Raw genomic sequence first — 15,618 nt, forward strand, 5'->3', positions numbered from 1 at the left:
AGATGTAGTAAAGAAAAGGGGAATGCAGTTTATGACTCAGAACAATTCGCATGATTACGAGAAAGAATTTGCTAAAGAAGCGGAATATTTAGACTTTGTATATAAGAAAATGTTAAAAAGTAGAGAGAGTCTCGATGCATTTGTTAAAGAAGCTCGTGAAGAGGGGCTTACTTTTGTACAAAAGATGTCCGAAGATGTTCGGGTAGATTTTAGTAGTTTTTCTGATAATATGGACACTTTTTCAACAATTGAGATGAAGAACCGCGAGATTGACCAAATGAATTCACGCATTATCTCCGCAGAAAAATTATTAGAAAATGTCAAACGATCATTAGATGCTCCATATTTTGGTAAAGTGGACGTTGATTTTCTAGATGATGAAGAAGCAGAATCTTTCTACATAGGTATTAATAGTTTTGATGATGATAATTACGCAAAGTTTGTCTATGACTGGCGTTCTCCAATCGCAGAGTTATTCTACAATAATACAACAGGAGAATCTGCATATGAAGTGAATGGCAATACAATTGAAGTGGAAATTGATAAACGTAGACAATTCGTTATCGACAAAGATACTTTATTGAAGTTCTTCGACACATCGGTATCGATCCAAGATGATGTATTACTAGAAGCCCTAGAACAAGATAGCTCGAGTTTAATGCAAGATATTACATCTACCATTCAAAGTGAGCAGAATGTGATAATTCGAGATACGAGACATCCGATTATTTTAGTCAATGGAGTGGCTGGGAGTGGAAAAACTTCAACGATTATGCAAAGAATTGCGTATTTACTCTATTCATACCGTAAAGAAATTACCTCAGATAATATTCTAATATTGTCTCCGAATGAGCATTTTGTATCGTATATATCTAATGTGCTCCCATCACTCGGTGAGAAAACGCCATTGAATATGACGCTTTTACAATTTGTAGGGAGACACTTGTCAATGGAATTAGAGGATGAACAAACGTATTTTAACCGTATTAGTATTCACAAGGTTCCGAAGCAAACAGAGATTATTCGAAGTACTTCTTTTATTGATTTTATTAATGACTCAGAAGAGTTAATATTACAACATATGGATTTCTTTAATCCAGTCTTACGTAAAGACAAAGAAATTGTTTCGACTGAAAAAATCATTAAAGCTTTTGAACAGACGCCTGATAGTTCTCCCTTAATTGCTCGTATTCAAGCAACGCGACAATTATTATCAAGTAATTGGGAGAGACGAATGACTAAATTAGCTCAAAAACCTAAAGTGATTGATCGAGTGATGTCATTACCTGAAACCTTACAACAAAAGTTCTTTAATGAACTGATTTCGGATGATTCACCTCAAACGATTAATAAATATGCCAAAAGATATGTCCAAATTCAATACAGTCAAGTAACCCGTGATATTCGTGGTTTAGCTTGGTTTAATTTACAAGGGATTTTTGAAAAAATTTATTTTGCATACTCACAAGAAGTATATCAATTCAATCCAGATGGCATATTAAGCATAGATGAAGCGGTTGCATTTATTTACATTTATAATCGCTTCATTGAAAAATTATCACTTACAAATATGCGATTTGTTCTAGTAGACGAAGTACAAGACTATACAGAAGCACAAATTCGATTATTAGTGAGCTTATTCCCTAAATCAGCATTTACCATGGTAGGGGATGAGAATCAAGCGATATTTAACGCCAATATCAAATTCCAAGATATTATCAATAATTTCTCAGCCCGCTCAGAAAAAGTTGAGTTATATCAATTAGTGAATAGTTACCGGTCAAGTGGATCAATCACACGCTTATTCAATCGGCTCGCAACCAATAACGATGAATGGGAAATTATTCCGATTCGACCGGCTGGAAATGAACCTAAAATTATTAAAGTTAATAATCAAGCTGACTATTTGAAGCTATTAGAAGCGGTAAATCAAGAGTTAGATGGAAAAGCATTAACATTGATCACTAAAACAATGGTTGAGGCTGAAGAACTGGAACAATCTTTTGGCCAAGAACTATTGGATCGATTAAATCTAACCATCATTCCAATTAGTTTATCCAAAGGATTGGAATTTGATAATGTCTTAATTCATAATGCTTCAAACGAACATTATCATTCACAACGTGATAAGCGAATTCTGTATACAGCAAGTTCTAGAGCTATGAAAAATCTATTTATTACATATGAAGATCAGTTGACTGAGTTTCTTCAATCGTAAAGTTGAACATTTATAGACATAAAATAGACGGCAAGAGATCCATAATTGGATCTCTTGCCGTCTATTTGCTTTAATTAGATGATACCACGAGCAATTAATGACTCAGCAATTTGTACTGAGTTTGTAGCAGCACCTTTACGAAGGTTATCCGCTACAACAAATAAGTTTATACCATTTTCTACGGATTCGTCTCTCCGAATACGACCAACATATACGTTATCAGTATCTTCAGCGACTGATTGCAATGGGTAATCTAAGGCTTCAGGATTATCGGCAAGAATGACTCCGTCGATGTTTCCAATTTCTTCACGAATTTTCTTAATATCAAATTCTTTTTCTAATTCAATATTGATAGATACACCATGAGATGTTTTGATTGGAACACGTACAGCTGTTGCAGAGACAGGTAAATTCTCAACACCTAAGATTTTACGTGTTTCATCAATCATCTTTTGTTCTTCTTTTGTATTACCATTATCTAAGAAGACATCGATTTGTGGAATCACTGTTTTATTAATTTCGTAAGGGAAAGTACTTGTTGTACCTTGCTCTAAATCTTCAATTCCTTTACGTCCGGCCCCTGATACTGCTTGATATGTACTATAAACTACACGTTTGATACCGTAATTTACTTGTAGTGGTTTCAATGGTACAACGGATTGGATGGTTGAACAGTTAGGGTTTGCGATGAGTTTACCATCTTTAGATAAGACCCCAGCATTCACCTCAGGGACAACTAATGGAATATTTTTATCCATTCTCCACGCTGAACTATTATCGATGACAGTAATGCCATTACTTGAAGCAATCGGTGCAAAGTGTTTTGATGTTTCTCCACCTGCAGAAAAGATTGCGATTTGAATTGGCGCTGTTAAAGCATCCTCTGTCAGTTCTTGGATGGTAATCTCTTCACCATTGAAGGGGATTTTTTGACCTGCAGATCGACTTGAAGCAAATAAACTTAATTCACTTACTGGGAATTGACGTTCTTCTAATACTTGTATAACTTTACGACCAACTACGCCCGATGCACCTACAACGGCAACATGATATTTTTTACTCATAATTGGCTCCTTTCAATATTGTATGTTAATGTTCAATTTATACCTATTTAACTTAAGCATTATCACATAAAATGTCAAGTTAAAAGTGATGGAATTTAATAATCGTCAGTAAAATTTTAATCCTAACTTAATCCTATTGACATTGTAATTTACCATTGATATAGTATATTTAAGTTAAAGAGGTATTGTGCGAGGCGCGGTTGACAAAAGTACACACACATGTGGAAAGGGGATATCGCCGAAACGACTTTCGTTGGGGGCTGACTTTAAGAGGTTGGTCACTGTTATTATCAAAGAGCCAAAGTGATAATAAGGTGCAATCAATTACCGGGCAAAAGGATACGTCAACTCAAATCAAGTTGGATTGATTAGTGAAAGCGACCACGAACCTTTTGTTCGTAGTCGCTTTTTGTTTACTTTTATTTAAGGAGTGGAAGAATGCAATTAGAAACGTATCAAACGAAGGTGAATAACGAGCTGGTTCATTCACAACATAAATATTCAGATTTAGCTCAGCAATATGGAACGCCGCTTTATATATTCGATGAAGAGAGTTTTAGAGAACGCGTTTATAATTTCAAAAATGCTTTAGAGAATCCTTACTTTGAGACAGAGTTATTATTTGCATCCAAGTCTGTTTTGACACTTGCGATTGCAAAATTGATTTCAGAGTATGGAATAGGACAAGATGTTGTTAGTGCTGGGGAGATTTTTACTGGGAAGAAAGGTGGCGTTCAGCCATCGAAGATGTACTTTCACGGAAATAACAAATTAGATGAGGAATTAGCTTTTGCGGTCGATCAAGAAGTGGGAACAATTGTCATTGATAACCGAATGGAAGCTGATAGACTCAATAATATTTTAGAGCAAAAAGGGAAAAAGCAACGCGCACTATTACGCTTAAATCCTGGAGTTGAGGCGCATACTCATGAATACATTAAAACAGCTAACTTAGATTCAAAATTTGGAGAGAGTGTCTTCGATGAGAAGATTGAGGACATTATAGAAAGCATCCATAACTATGATAATATTGAATTAGCAGGTTTACATTGTCACATTGGTAGTCAAATATTTGATTCAGAATCATTTATTAAAGCAGCGGATGAAATGTTACACTTTGCTCAACGCATTCAAACGAACTTAAATATTTCGATTCGTGAAATAAATTTCGGTGGCGGTTTTGGTGTTTACTACACTGAAGAGGATAAACCTTTTGACATTGCCGAATTTCTGCCAAATTTTATCGAGCATGTTCATGAAAAGTCTACTGAATATGGGATACAATTAGAGAAGGTTACAATTGAACCTGGTAGATCATTAGTTAACAATTCTGGTAGTACTTTGTACACGATTGGTGATATTAAGAAGACAGTAGGTGGTAAGAAATATGCCTTTATCGATGGTGGGATGACAGATAATATCCGTCCAGCTTTATATCAGGCTGAATATGAAGCAGCCCTACCAAATAAAATTAATGAACCGGTCAAAGAAACGTACACCATAGCTGGTAAAGCGTGTGAGAGTGGGGATGTTGTGATTAATAATATTGATCTTCCTCAAGTTGAAACAGGCGATTTATTATTAGTAAATGGTACGGGTTCATATAATTATTCTATGGCAAGCAATTATAATCATATCCCAATTCCAGCCATGGTGCATATTGATGGAGAAAAAAGTTACTTAACAGTCAAACGGCAGTCTTTTGAAGATATCATAGCAAATAATATTTTATAGGAGGATATTTATAATGAGTGTTTATGAAGGTTCAGCAGTTGCATTGATTACCCCATTTATCGAGAACACAAAGGAAATTGATTGGCGCGCGTTTGAAAGCCTATTAGACTTTCAATTAGAGAATAGCACAGACGCATTAGTCATTACTGGAACAACCGGTGAGAGTTCTACTTTATCTGATGAAGAGCAAATCGAATTGATTAAATTTGCCGTGAAACATGTCGAAGGTAAACTTCCAATCATTGCAGGAACAGGTATTAACGATACACGTCACGCAATCAAATTAAGTCAACAAGCTGAGCATGTGGGAGCAGATGCATTACTTATCGTCACCCCATATTACAATAAAGCTTCTTATAATGGTATGTTAGCTCACTTCCGAGCGATTGCTGATTCAGTTAACATTCCAATTATTCTTTATGATGTTCCTTCTAGAACGGGTACATCATTAACACCAGAACAGGTGAGTATTTTAGCTGAACATCCAAATATTGTGGCATTAAAAGATGCGGTAGGTAATTTAGATTACACTCGTGCAGTGCTTGATATTGTGCCAGATGATTTCGCTGTATACTCAGGGAACGACGATTTAAATTACGATATTATCGCTTTAGGTGGTAAGGGTGCTATCTCTGTAACTGCAAATATTCTCCCAAAAGAAGTTCATGATTTATGTCGTCTCGCTTTAGATGGACAAACGGAAGAAGCTCAACAATTAAATTATAAACTTGAAGATATTAATCGTAATTTATTTGATGAAGTGAACCCAATCCCAGTGAAATACTTAGTTCACAAAATGAACCGCTGTGCTTTATCATATCGTTTACCTATGGTACCACCAAGTGAGGAAAGTGCTGAATTATTAGACACGTACTTAGGGTTAATTGAAAAATACACAATATAAAGAATAGAGGATTGATAAAGTGAATATTATACTAATTGGATCCGATGGCGCGATGGGAAAAGTTGTTACTGAGATCTCGAAAGAGTTAGGTCATCAAGTGATCGCAGGATTACAATCAACTGAAGAAACAGAACAACCTTTTCCAATCGCGACAAATTTTGATGATTTAACACAAGTGGTTGAAGGGCTTGATCTTAAACCAGAAGTGATGATTGATTTTTCAACACCTCAATTAACGGAAGAATTACTGGCGTTTGCAGTGGCGCAAAAACTGCCACTTATGCTTGCAACTACAGGGCAAAATGAAGAACAAGCAAAAGCAATTCAAGAGGCGAGTAAATCCGTTGCTATCTTAGATACTCATAATACTAGTATTGGTGTCAATGTGATGCAGGAAGTGAGTAAGCATCTAAGTAAAGTATTGTATCCCTTAGGTTATGATATTGAAATTATTGAAAAACACCATCGTTACAAAAAAGATGCACCAAGTGGTACAGCTAAGATGTTACTAGATTCAGTTGAAGAAGGTATGTCAGAAAGTGCAACAAAAGTATATGGACGTGAAGGTATTGGCGAAGCAAGAGAACACCAAGAAGTTGGCTTACATGCGATTCGTGGTGGCGATATTGTAGGTGAACACACGATTATTTTTGCAAATAATCAAGAAATGCTTGAAATTACTCATCGTGCTGGATCAAAAGAGTTATTCGCCAGAGGGGCTATGGCAGGGGCAGAATTTTTAATTAATCAAGCCGACCCTGGTATTTATTCAATGAATGATATATTTTAAGTATTTTATGGATTTTGAGAAATTAAAAACTAACGACTCAGTGATTGTGGCTAGATTTGCCATCATTGCTGAGTTTTTTGTTTTATATTTTGATTTTACATATCCTAGAGACAATGTCAGGGACATTATTCGTGATATCATATCCTGGAGACTATCTCAAGGACACAAGCACATACATATCCAAAAAAATATTAAATCCAGATTAGAAACTGCTTTACTTTTAGTTAAAAATCGTGTAATCTTATTTTTAGAAAACATGAAAGGAGGATGTCAGATGAAACAAGCAGTTCAAGTAAGTTCGAATTTATTTAAAATGACATCACCTTTAATCGTTCATAATATTAGAGTTTTCATCTAGACAATTAGATCAAGGATGTCTAAGTATGTAATTCTACAGCTGATATTTTATGAGCCCTTAATTGTGGTGATAAAATATCTTTTTTTTGTGCAAATTTTAATAGGAAAGTTGGGAAACTATGCTTCAGTCAATGTGGTATTACATTAAGAAACACCCTGGAAAATATATATTTGGTGGTATGACAGCAGTTCTTACCAGTATATTATATATTTTCCCAAATTATATTATTCAACTCTTTATCGATGATATTGTAACAAATCAATTAACTCAAGCTGTCTTAGTGCGATATTTATTCTTTTTATTTATATTAATGATATTAATTTATGCGGGGGATGTGACTTGGTTTAGAGTTTTATTCGGAGAGTCATATCAATTCCAGAAAGAATTAAGACAAACTGGTTTTAAAAGTTTACTTGGCTTTCGTGCTTCTTTTTATGAAGCTTTTCGTTCCGGCGATTTGATGACACGAATGACGTCAGATATCGATACGATAGGAATGTTACTAGGTTATGGTTTAATGATTGTATTGGGAGACGGAGCGTTATTACTAAGTTTCCTTGCAGTTATGATTTTTACGATTTCTTGGCAAGTCACTTTAGTTAGTTTGATTCCTCTACTGATCTTTGGTGTTATTATTTATTTCCTTAGTAAAGAAGTGGATAAGCGTTATGATGCTATTAGAGATTCTGTAGCTGAATTGAGTAATGAAGTGTTAGAAGTGGTTGATGGCGTTCGTGTGATGCGAGCGTATGGACGGAAAGATTTGGAACAAAAGAGATTTCAAGAAAAAACACAGAAAGTTGTCGATAAGGCGAATCATTTGGCGATGGTGAACGGCTTATTTGGTCAAATTGCTAAAGCCTTTGGTGGGTTAAGTATCGCCATCGGACTCATGTATTGTAGTTATTTAGTGAATTTAGGTCAATTATCAGTGGGTAAATTAGTTTCTTTCCAATTATATTTAGCTATGTTAAATGGAACGATTTGGGGAATGACAGAAATAGTTGTTATTTACCAACAAGGTAAAGTTTCATTTGAGAAGCTCAATGATTTAATCAAAGCGAATGATCTCATGGAAGCAGACGGTCATCTGACGCTTGATTCGATTGAAAGCATTGAGTTTCAAGATTATTCCTTTAAATATAAAGAGGATGTTAAAGAGACAATTAAAAATCTCAATTTTACGCTTCAACGAGGAGAAACGTTGGGAATTGTCGGTAAGACCGGGAGCGGGAAAACGACGATTATTCGACAATTATTAAGACAGTATCCAATTAGCGGATCTGGAATAATCAAACTCAATGGTCGAGATATTCATGAATATCAACGGGAAAGTTTAGAAGCGATGATTGGCTATGTGCCACAGGAACACATACTTTTTTCTCAAACTGTAAAATATAATATAATGTTTGGAAATAGTGAAGCTAATGAGGAAGATCAATTGGCCCAAGCGATTGAAAATGCGGCCTTTACAAAAGATTTAGAGCGTATGTCAGAAGGGCTTAAAACGTTAATTGGAGAAAAAGGTGTGTCGATATCTGGAGGACAAAAACAAAGGGTATCGATTGCCAGAGCGCTAATTAAAGAACCAGAGTTATTAATATTAGATGATTCACTTTCAGCGGTTGATGCAAAGACTGAAAGAGCCATCATTACAAATGTTCAAAGTATCCGTGGGGATAAGACAAACATTATTGTCACACATAGGCTTTCTGCGGTAAATCAAGCGGACATGATTATAGTTGTAGACGATGGACGCATCGTTGAATACGGCTCACCGAAAGAATTATTAGCGAACGAAGGTTGGTATTATGAACAATTCAACAAACAACAATCAGAAGGGGGCGCTGAGAATGAAAACATTCACTAGACTACTTGGTTACTTACGTTATGAATGGAAACTCTTGTTATCAGGGTTCATTCTGTTGATTTTCTCTACAGGACTTTCAATATATACACCAATTATTGCAAGTAAAATGATTGATTATGTGTCCCTATCCGTTGCGAACGAAGAGACTGTTAATATTACCTTTATTACGGAACAATTTGGCTTTTATCTTATTATTACATTTATCTCAGCGATTCTTGGTTATGTGGGATATTTGCTTTTAGCGAATGGATCGAATCGGCTAAGTAAAGTAATTCGAGATGAAGCTCACGAGCATATGCAAAAGTTACCGGTTAGTTATTTTGATGATATTCCAGCTGGAAAGATATCTGCTCGAATCGTCAATGACACAGAGGTTTTAAGAGAGAACTTTTTTGCAAATTTTACGACTCAAATACTCATTAATACAATGACCATTCTAGGTGTATATATTGGTATGTTTGCTGTCAGCCCGACGATAGCAAGTTGGTTATTACTACTCATACCAATAATCGTCGTTTGGCAAATGGCTTTCTCTAAAAAAATTCAACCAATCAATACTTTATGGAGAGAATCGGTCAGTGAACTGAATAGTAAAATCGCTGAAATTGTTCAAGGTGTGTCGATTGTTCAAGTGTTCAATCAACAAGAGCATATGGCTGAAGAGTTTGAGCAAGTCAATCAAACTTGGCTAAATACTAGAAAAGAATCCTTAAAGTACGAAGCGTTTTTTGCTTGGAATTTGTCCGGACTCTTTAAGAGTATTGTGACCTTACTTGTGATGTTGTATATAGGAACGCAGTTCACAAATGGCATATTATCAATATCGATTGGAACCTTATATATTGTTATCAATTATGTTGAACGATTATTTGATCCTATTACTATGATTGTTCGTTTGATTACAATATTGCAACAAGCTTTATCCGCAGGAATACGAGTGTTCGAGTTAATAGATACTCCGGTAGAGAAAGATTCCAACAAACAATTAATAGTTACTCAAGGAAATGTTGAGTTTAATGATGTGACCTTTGCATATAAAGAAGGCAATAATGTATTGCATCAATTAAATTTCCATGTTAATGCAGGTGAGACCATCGGTTTAGTCGGACACACAGGGTCCGGTAAAAGTTCGATTATTAACTTACTATTTCGCTTTTACGATCCACAAGAAGGCCAAGTAATCATAGATGGTCAAAATATTGAAGAATATAATCGAGAAAGCATTCGAGAAAAAATGGGGATTGTCTTGCAAGAACCGTATTTATTTTCTGGTACGATTGCGACAAATATCAGTATGAATAATCCAGAGATAACCGATGAAATGGTCCTCGATGCACTTATCAAAGTTGGAGCACAACCATTAATTGATAAATTAGAAAAAGGAATTCATTCGGAAGTTGTGGAAAAAGGACAAGCTTTTTCTTCAGGGGAGAGACAATTGATATCCTTTGCTCGTACCTTAGCCAATAATCCAAAAATATTGATACTTGACGAAGCAACTTCACATATTGACACTGAAACTGAGGAAATTATTCAACATGCGATGAAAGTTGTAAAAGAAGGACGTACGACCTTTATTGTAGCGCACCGACTTTCAACCATTAAAGATGCAGATCAAATCATCGTCATGGACAACGGACATATCCAAGAGAGGGGCACTCACAGAGAGTTACTTGATCTGGGAGGCACATATACGCAAATGTATCAAATGCAAGGAAGTATGGCATAAAAATAACGCAGGACAAGGGAATCAACTCCCAAGTCCTGCGCTTTTAATTGTTTACAATAGTTTGACTAGTCATTTGCTGCTTCATCAGCAACATCTTTAAAGTGGTCAACCTGATTATATGCTAGCATCTCGAAATGTCCATTTTGATATTTAACAATAGATACGGATGCATTTTGTAATGGTTCAGTTTCATCGAAATCAGCAACTAAACCATGCAATAAATTACGAATTGTCATACCGTGACACACAACTAAAATGTTTTGGTCCGTTCCAGCGTGGCGGTTTAATAATTTTAGTAAACCAGATTCAACACGATTCCAAAATTCAGTATAGTTTTCTGCAAAGTGATATGGATCTGCTTCTTTGAACATATTCATAATATCTTGAATTTGATTCTCAGTTCCTTCAGGCAACCCGTGTTTGATGTTTACCCTTTGCTCAACTTCTGGCCAAACTTCAGCAGCAGAAAGGCCTTCAAAAGACCCAAAGTGAACTTCACGAAATTCTGGCATTTGTTCGATTTCTAAGTGCTCATTATTATGATTTTCTTCTAAAATAATTGAAGCTGTATCAATTGTTCGTTTTAAATCACTCGTATATACAGCATCAAATTCAATATCGGCTAGACCTCTACCACTGCGATGAACATTTTTAATTCCTTCTTCGGTTAATAATGCATTAGACCATCCTTGCATTCGACCATAGAAATTGAAATATGTTTCACCGTGGCGTACAAAATAAAATGTTACTCCTTTACTCATGCCTTACCTCCTAATTGTTCTGAATCCATTATACTATAGAAAACACGTGTGTCTAAGAAATTAAAGGAAAATATAAAAAGTCTAGATTATTACAGATTCTTAAAGTGCAAAATGATATAATATGTGATAATCTTATGTAGTTATAAAAATGAATTGAAAGGTCTGATAGAGATGGATCAACCTTCGGTATTTAATAAGCTAATGAAGACGTTCCAAATTAATAATCAACAGTTGGCTTTTGGAAGTTATGCTGCTGAATTATCATTTTATGTTATTTGGGCGTTAGTGCCGTTAATGCTTGCATTATCAAATATTATTGCTATACTTCCTTTTTCAGAAGCACAAATTATTGACACAATTCAATTAGCATTACCAGATGAAGTCGAGGTAGCGATTATTCCCTTATTGGAGACTTACTTAACAGGTACAAGTTCAGGTTTGTTCTCGCTAAGTTTAATCATTTCATTATGGCCAGCTTCGAATGTATTTAATACCATGCAACGTGTTCTAAATACAATATATAAAACTGTACCTAGAAAAAACTTTTTTATCGCACGATTATTTGCATATGTATTTACTTTACTCATCGTCATTGCGTTGGTTACGTTTACATTTGCACTTGTATTCGGCGAGACAATTATTGACTATATTCAGGAAGTATTTGGTATTCAATTTTTCTTATTGGATTTTTTTGTGAATCAGGGCTGGATTTTAGGTTTGCTAGGTATTTTTATTCTATTAATTGGAATTTACCAATTTATGCCAAATGTTAAATGGCCGATCAAATATGCAATACCTGGTACAGTATTTGCCTTACTAGGCTTTATCTTAGTATCTCAGTTATTCAATGTTTATATGAGATTTGCTGGAGGTAATGTTGGTGGGGGCACGATTGGAGTATTCATGGTTGCGATCATTTGGTTATATTTAAATGCGATGGTTATTTCCATAGGAGCTTACATCAATGTCTTTTATCATGATTTTAAAGAGAAAAGTTATTGGCAATTGGTTGAAGAAACTAGTAAGTACCAATCATTTGTCTCATATAGTGATAACTTTAGACAAGCAAATTCAAATCAGTTTGAATTGACCAATAAGATATATAAGAATTTTACAAACAAGTAATAAAGAAAGGTGAAATGAATGACATCTATTAGACAAATACGTCGAGATAATGAGAACCGCATCGATTACGGCATTATCTTAAATGTTATGGTCTTAGCAATCATCGGATTGTTAAGTGTATACTCAACAACAACACTCATTGAAGGGGGAGACCTCGTTCCAACTTTATTCCACGCCTTATGGTATGGGGTAGGTACGATTGCTGTTATTGCGGCGATGCAATTAGATAGTGAACAATATTGGAAGCTTTCCAATTATTTATACGGATTCGGTTTACTACTATTATTATTAGTACTGTTCTTCTATGATAGAGAATTAGCCGATACAGGGGCGACAAGTTGGTTAAGAATCGGTTCGCTATCGGTTCAACCTTCAGAGCTTTTCAAACCTGCTTATATAGTATTTATGGCACGTGTTGTCACTGAGCATAATAATAAATACCCTAACCGTACGATAAAATCAGACTTTATGCAATTAGGAAAAATATTGATGTTCGCTGCACCACCGATGATTTTAATTCAGTTACAAAACGACTTAGGAACAAACTTAGTTATCATGTCGATTACTGCTGGAATTATTCTCATGTCAGGAATCAGCTGGAAAATTCTTGCACCAATTGCAACAACCGTTATTGTTGTTGCGGGAGGAATTATTATTGTCGTTGAGAAATTCCCGGAATTTCTAATAGATAATAATCTTGTTCAAGAATATCAAATTAACCGTATCTTAGACTGGTTACGACCCTTTGAAAACACACAAGGGAGTGGGTATCAGTTAGCTCAAAGTATTAAAGCTGTTGGATCGGGTCAATTGAGTGGTAAAGGCTTTGGGGTTTCACAAGTTACCGTACCGGTTCGTGAATCTGACTTTATCTTTACGACTATCGCTGAAAACTTCGGATTCTTAGGAAGCTCAGTTTTACTCTTTGTTTATTTCATTTTAATTTATCAAATCGTACAAATCTGCTTTAAAACACGTAATGAGTTTTATTCATATATTGCTGCAGGTGTTATATCAATGATTTTATTCCACGTTCTAGAGAATATCGGAATGGCGATTGGTTTATTACCAATCACGGGGGTTCCACTGCCATTTGTTTCTCAAGGTGGTTCGGCTTTACTAGGAAACATGATTGGGATTGGTTTAGTTCTATCAATGAAATATCATCACCGAAGCTATATGTTTGGTATGGAAGATGATTTTAGTTATTAAATTTAGAAGGGTGATTAATATTGGAATTATTAAATAAGAATTTATGGATGACTGAAGAAGAGAATATTGTAACGATTGGTTTAACGCCTGAATTGCAAGATGAAGCAGGAGATATTTCATATGCAAATATCGCTTCATTAGGAAACATTGATGTTGATGATACAATTATTAATGTTGAAGCTTCTAAAGCTGCGATTGAAATACCATCACCTATTCAAGGAAAACTTATTGAACGTAATGAGAAAGCAGAAGATACACCATCTTTACTTAATTCTTCAGATACGGCAAATAACTGGGTAGTAAAAATTCAAAAGTAAAAGATTATGATAATAAAACGGATATTACCTTGATGTATTAAACTTTGGTGATGTTCGTTTTATTTTATATGAAGGAGGGAAAAGATGGAGTTCCAACAAGTCATGCAACAAATCAATAAGAAACAAATTGATCCAATCTATACGGTTGTCGGATCTGAGAATTACCTCAAAAACCAGTTTATGGAAGGCTTATTTCAACAATTAGGCGGGATCGATGTTTTAGATATCTCACGAATTGACTTACAAGAAGTGACGATGAATGACGTTTTGGATGAAGCAGAGATGTTTTCTTTTTTCTCTGATTATCGAGTGCTCGTTGTGTCGAATGCAACGTTTTTAAATTCACAAAGTAAGAATAAATTAAGTGATTCTGAACAAAAACGATTACTGGGTTATTTAGAAAATCCGAACCAAGCAACTATTTTAATCTTTAATGTTGAAAATCCATCCTTAGATAAGCGAAAGAAACTGACTAAAAGTTTTAATAAACAAACGAAAATGGTCGATATATCAGAGCTCGATGAAGGTCAAGTAGGGCGGTATGTTCAATCTTATATTAATAATTTAGATATTTCATTTACACGTGAGGCTGTTGAGGAATTGTTAATTAGGGTAAACTATCAACTAACTAATGCAATGACAGAAGTGAATAAACTGGAAATATTTGGACAAACTGAAGGTAGAATCACACTCGATTCTGTCCAATCACTTGTTCCACGTACGCTTGAATCAGACGTATTCCAATTAACCAATGCCGTAGCGAATAAAAATATTATACAAGCCATTCAAATTTACCAAGACTTATTATTAATGCGTCATGAACCAATTGCTTTACACGCATTAATGGTTTCTCAATTTAGAGTGATTGTCCAGTCAATGATTTTGGGTAGACAAGGAATGAATCAAGCCGACATTGCGAAACAGTTAGGCATTCATCCATATCGAGTGAAGCTTGCACTAACATCAGGAAGATCCTTGCAATTATCAGAATTACTTAATTTTTATGTTGAGATGGCAGAAGTAGATTTTAGAATGAAGACAGGTGTCGGGGATAAAGAGACTCACTTTTATATCTTATTATCAAAGTTAACTTCTTTATAAAAAAAAACGAAAATGAACTTTTTAAAGTTCATTTTCGTTTTTTTGTAATCAAGATAAAGTATCTTAATTATTTATTCATTAAGTTTGCTAATGTAGATTTGTTACGTGCTGCTTTGTTTGCGTGGATTAATCCTTTACCTGCAGTACGGTCAATTTGTTTAGAAGCTTTAGCGAATAATTCATTCACGTCACCTTCACCAGTTTCTACTGCATTACGAAAATCTTTGATTAATGAACGCATTTTCGAAACTTGTGCAGTATTACGTTGTTCTTTTACACTTGATTGACGAGCACGTTTAATAGCTGATTTAGAGTTTGCCATTGGTGTCACCTCTTTCTTACTGATTTCATTTGTCTAGTATATAAGCATTTGCTAACTTAGTCAACAAAAATTATTATACAATAAAATAGAAGAGTGATGCAATCTTTTTTTGT

The 15,618-nt window shown here is 34.9% G+C and carries 14 protein-coding genes and 1 riboswitch; of the genes, 11 read left to right on the plus strand and 3 right to left on the minus strand.

Annotated features, from left to right (window positions below; translation table 11 throughout):
- Positions 1-31 precede the first annotated feature (31 nt).
- The gene (gene helD, locus ACEN4N_RS03350) at positions 32-2,218 is read left to right on the plus strand and encodes an RNA polymerase recycling motor HelD (RefSeq protein ID WP_407093695.1); all 2,187 of its coding nucleotides are present in this window, start codon (positions 32-34) and stop codon (positions 2,216-2,218) included.
- Between the two features lie 74 nt (positions 2,219-2,292).
- Here the strand turns inward: helD and ACEN4N_RS03355 are convergent, their stop codons facing one another.
- Complete coding sequence (locus ACEN4N_RS03355) at positions 2,293-3,282, minus strand: aspartate-semialdehyde dehydrogenase (RefSeq protein WP_407093697.1); 990 nt, start codon at positions 3,280-3,282, stop codon at positions 2,293-2,295.
- A gap of 181 nt (positions 3,283-3,463) precedes the next feature.
- Positions 3,464-3,610, plus strand: a riboswitch (Lysine riboswitch).
- Positions 3,611-3,720: 110 nt separating this feature from the next.
- Between ACEN4N_RS03355 and lysA the strand changes: the two genes are divergently transcribed.
- From lysA to ACEN4N_RS03385, 6 genes are all read left to right on the plus strand, one after another.
- The gene (lysA, locus tag ACEN4N_RS03360; RefSeq protein WP_407090053.1) at positions 3,721-5,016 is read left to right on the plus strand and encodes a diaminopimelate decarboxylase; all 1,296 of its coding nucleotides are present in this window, start codon (positions 3,721-3,723) and stop codon (positions 5,014-5,016) included.
- 13 nt (positions 5,017-5,029) lie between these two features.
- Complete coding sequence (gene dapA, locus ACEN4N_RS03365; RefSeq protein ID WP_407090055.1) at positions 5,030-5,920, plus strand: 4-hydroxy-tetrahydrodipicolinate synthase; 891 nt, start codon at positions 5,030-5,032, stop codon at positions 5,918-5,920.
- A 19-nt stretch (positions 5,921-5,939) separates the two neighbouring features.
- A complete protein-coding gene (gene dapB / locus ACEN4N_RS03370) occupies positions 5,940-6,710 on the plus strand; it encodes a 4-hydroxy-tetrahydrodipicolinate reductase (RefSeq protein ID WP_407090056.1) in 771 nt (256 codons plus the stop codon).
- 7 nt (positions 6,711-6,717) lie between these two features.
- Positions 6,718-7,068 (plus strand): hypothetical protein, encoded by a 351-nt coding sequence (locus tag ACEN4N_RS03375; protein WP_407090057.1) that lies wholly within the window; start codon positions 6,718-6,720, stop codon positions 7,066-7,068.
- A 118-nt stretch (positions 7,069-7,186) separates the two neighbouring features.
- Complete coding sequence (locus ACEN4N_RS03380) at positions 7,187-8,938, plus strand: ABC transporter ATP-binding protein (RefSeq protein ID WP_407090058.1); 1,752 nt, start codon at positions 7,187-7,189, stop codon at positions 8,936-8,938.
- A complete protein-coding gene (locus ACEN4N_RS03385) occupies positions 8,922-10,667 on the plus strand; it encodes an ABC transporter ATP-binding protein (RefSeq protein ID WP_407090060.1) in 1,746 nt (581 codons plus the stop codon). The genes ACEN4N_RS03380 and ACEN4N_RS03385 overlap by 17 nt, the downstream gene beginning before the upstream one ends.
- 65 nt (positions 10,668-10,732) lie before the next feature.
- On the opposite strand, the gene ACEN4N_RS03390 is transcribed toward ACEN4N_RS03385, so the two are convergent.
- Entirely contained in the window at positions 10,733-11,428 is a 696-nt protein-coding gene (locus ACEN4N_RS03390) for a histidine phosphatase family protein (RefSeq protein WP_407090061.1), read from the minus strand.
- A gap of 171 nt (positions 11,429-11,599) precedes the next feature.
- On the opposite strand from ACEN4N_RS03390, the gene ACEN4N_RS03395 reads away from it, so the two are divergent.
- The 4 genes from ACEN4N_RS03395 (at position 11,600) to holA (ending at position 15,183) form a co-directional block, all read left to right on the plus strand.
- Positions 11,600-12,553: a YihY/virulence factor BrkB family protein gene (locus tag ACEN4N_RS03395; RefSeq protein ID WP_407090062.1), complete on the plus strand. Its 954-nt coding sequence runs from the start codon at positions 11,600-11,602 to the stop codon at positions 12,551-12,553.
- A gap of 18 nt (positions 12,554-12,571) precedes the next feature.
- On the plus strand, positions 12,572-13,765 hold the full coding sequence (locus ACEN4N_RS03400) for an FtsW/RodA/SpoVE family cell cycle protein (protein ID WP_407090064.1): 1,194 nt from the start codon (positions 12,572-12,574) through the stop codon (positions 13,763-13,765).
- Between the two features lie 20 nt (positions 13,766-13,785).
- Positions 13,786-14,082 (plus strand): glycine cleavage system protein H, encoded by a 297-nt coding sequence (locus ACEN4N_RS03405; RefSeq protein WP_407090065.1) that lies wholly within the window; start codon positions 13,786-13,788, stop codon positions 14,080-14,082.
- A gap of 84 nt (positions 14,083-14,166) precedes the next feature.
- Positions 14,167-15,183, plus strand: a complete 1,017-nt coding sequence (gene holA / locus ACEN4N_RS03410) for a DNA polymerase III subunit delta (protein WP_407090067.1) — start codon at positions 14,167-14,169, stop codon at positions 15,181-15,183.
- A 67-nt stretch (positions 15,184-15,250) separates the two neighbouring features.
- On the opposite strand, the gene rpsT is transcribed toward holA, so the two are convergent.
- Complete coding sequence (gene rpsT / locus ACEN4N_RS03415; protein ID WP_138405307.1) at positions 15,251-15,505, minus strand: 30S ribosomal protein S20; 255 nt, start codon at positions 15,503-15,505, stop codon at positions 15,251-15,253.
- Positions 15,506-15,618: the final 113 nt, after the last annotated feature.

This window comes from Ruoffia sp. FAM 20857 (genome assembly GCF_045528645.1).
GTDB classification, from domain to species: Bacteria; Bacillota; Bacilli; order Lactobacillales; family Aerococcaceae; genus Ruoffia; species Ruoffia halotolerans.

Bases quoted from the DNA above. Each gene is read 5' to 3' on its own strand.
- ACEN4N_RS03355 (WP_407093697.1), bottom strand. From the start codon at position 3,282: ATGAGTAAAAAATATCATGTTGCCGTTGTAGGTGCATCGGGCGTAGTT.
- helD (WP_407093695.1), top strand. From the start codon at position 32: ATGACTCAGAACAATTCGCATGATTACGAGAAAGAATTTGCTAAAGAA.
- ACEN4N_RS03375 (WP_407090057.1), top strand. From the start codon at position 6,718: ATGGATTTTGAGAAATTAAAAACTAACGACTCAGTGATTGTGGCTAGA.
- lysA (WP_407090053.1), top strand. From the start codon at position 3,721: ATGCAATTAGAAACGTATCAAACGAAGGTGAATAACGAGCTGGTTCAT.
- ACEN4N_RS03385 (WP_407090060.1), top strand. From the start codon at position 8,922: ATGAAAACATTCACTAGACTACTTGGTTACTTACGTTATGAATGGAAA.
- ACEN4N_RS03395 (WP_407090062.1), top strand. From the start codon at position 11,600: ATGGATCAACCTTCGGTATTTAATAAGCTAATGAAGACGTTCCAAATT.
- ACEN4N_RS03390 (WP_407090061.1), bottom strand. From the start codon at position 11,428: ATGAGTAAAGGAGTAACATTTTATTTTGTACGCCACGGTGAAACATAT.
- ACEN4N_RS03400 (WP_407090064.1), top strand. From the start codon at position 12,572: ATGACATCTATTAGACAAATACGTCGAGATAATGAGAACCGCATCGAT.
- holA (WP_407090067.1), top strand. From the start codon at position 14,167: ATGGAGTTCCAACAAGTCATGCAACAAATCAATAAGAAACAAATTGAT.
- rpsT (WP_138405307.1), bottom strand. From the start codon at position 15,505: ATGGCAAACTCTAAATCAGCTATTAAACGTGCTCGTCAATCAAGTGTA.
- ACEN4N_RS03380 (WP_407090058.1), top strand. From the start codon at position 7,187: ATGCTTCAGTCAATGTGGTATTACATTAAGAAACACCCTGGAAAATAT.
- dapA (WP_407090055.1), top strand. From the start codon at position 5,030: ATGAGTGTTTATGAAGGTTCAGCAGTTGCATTGATTACCCCATTTATC.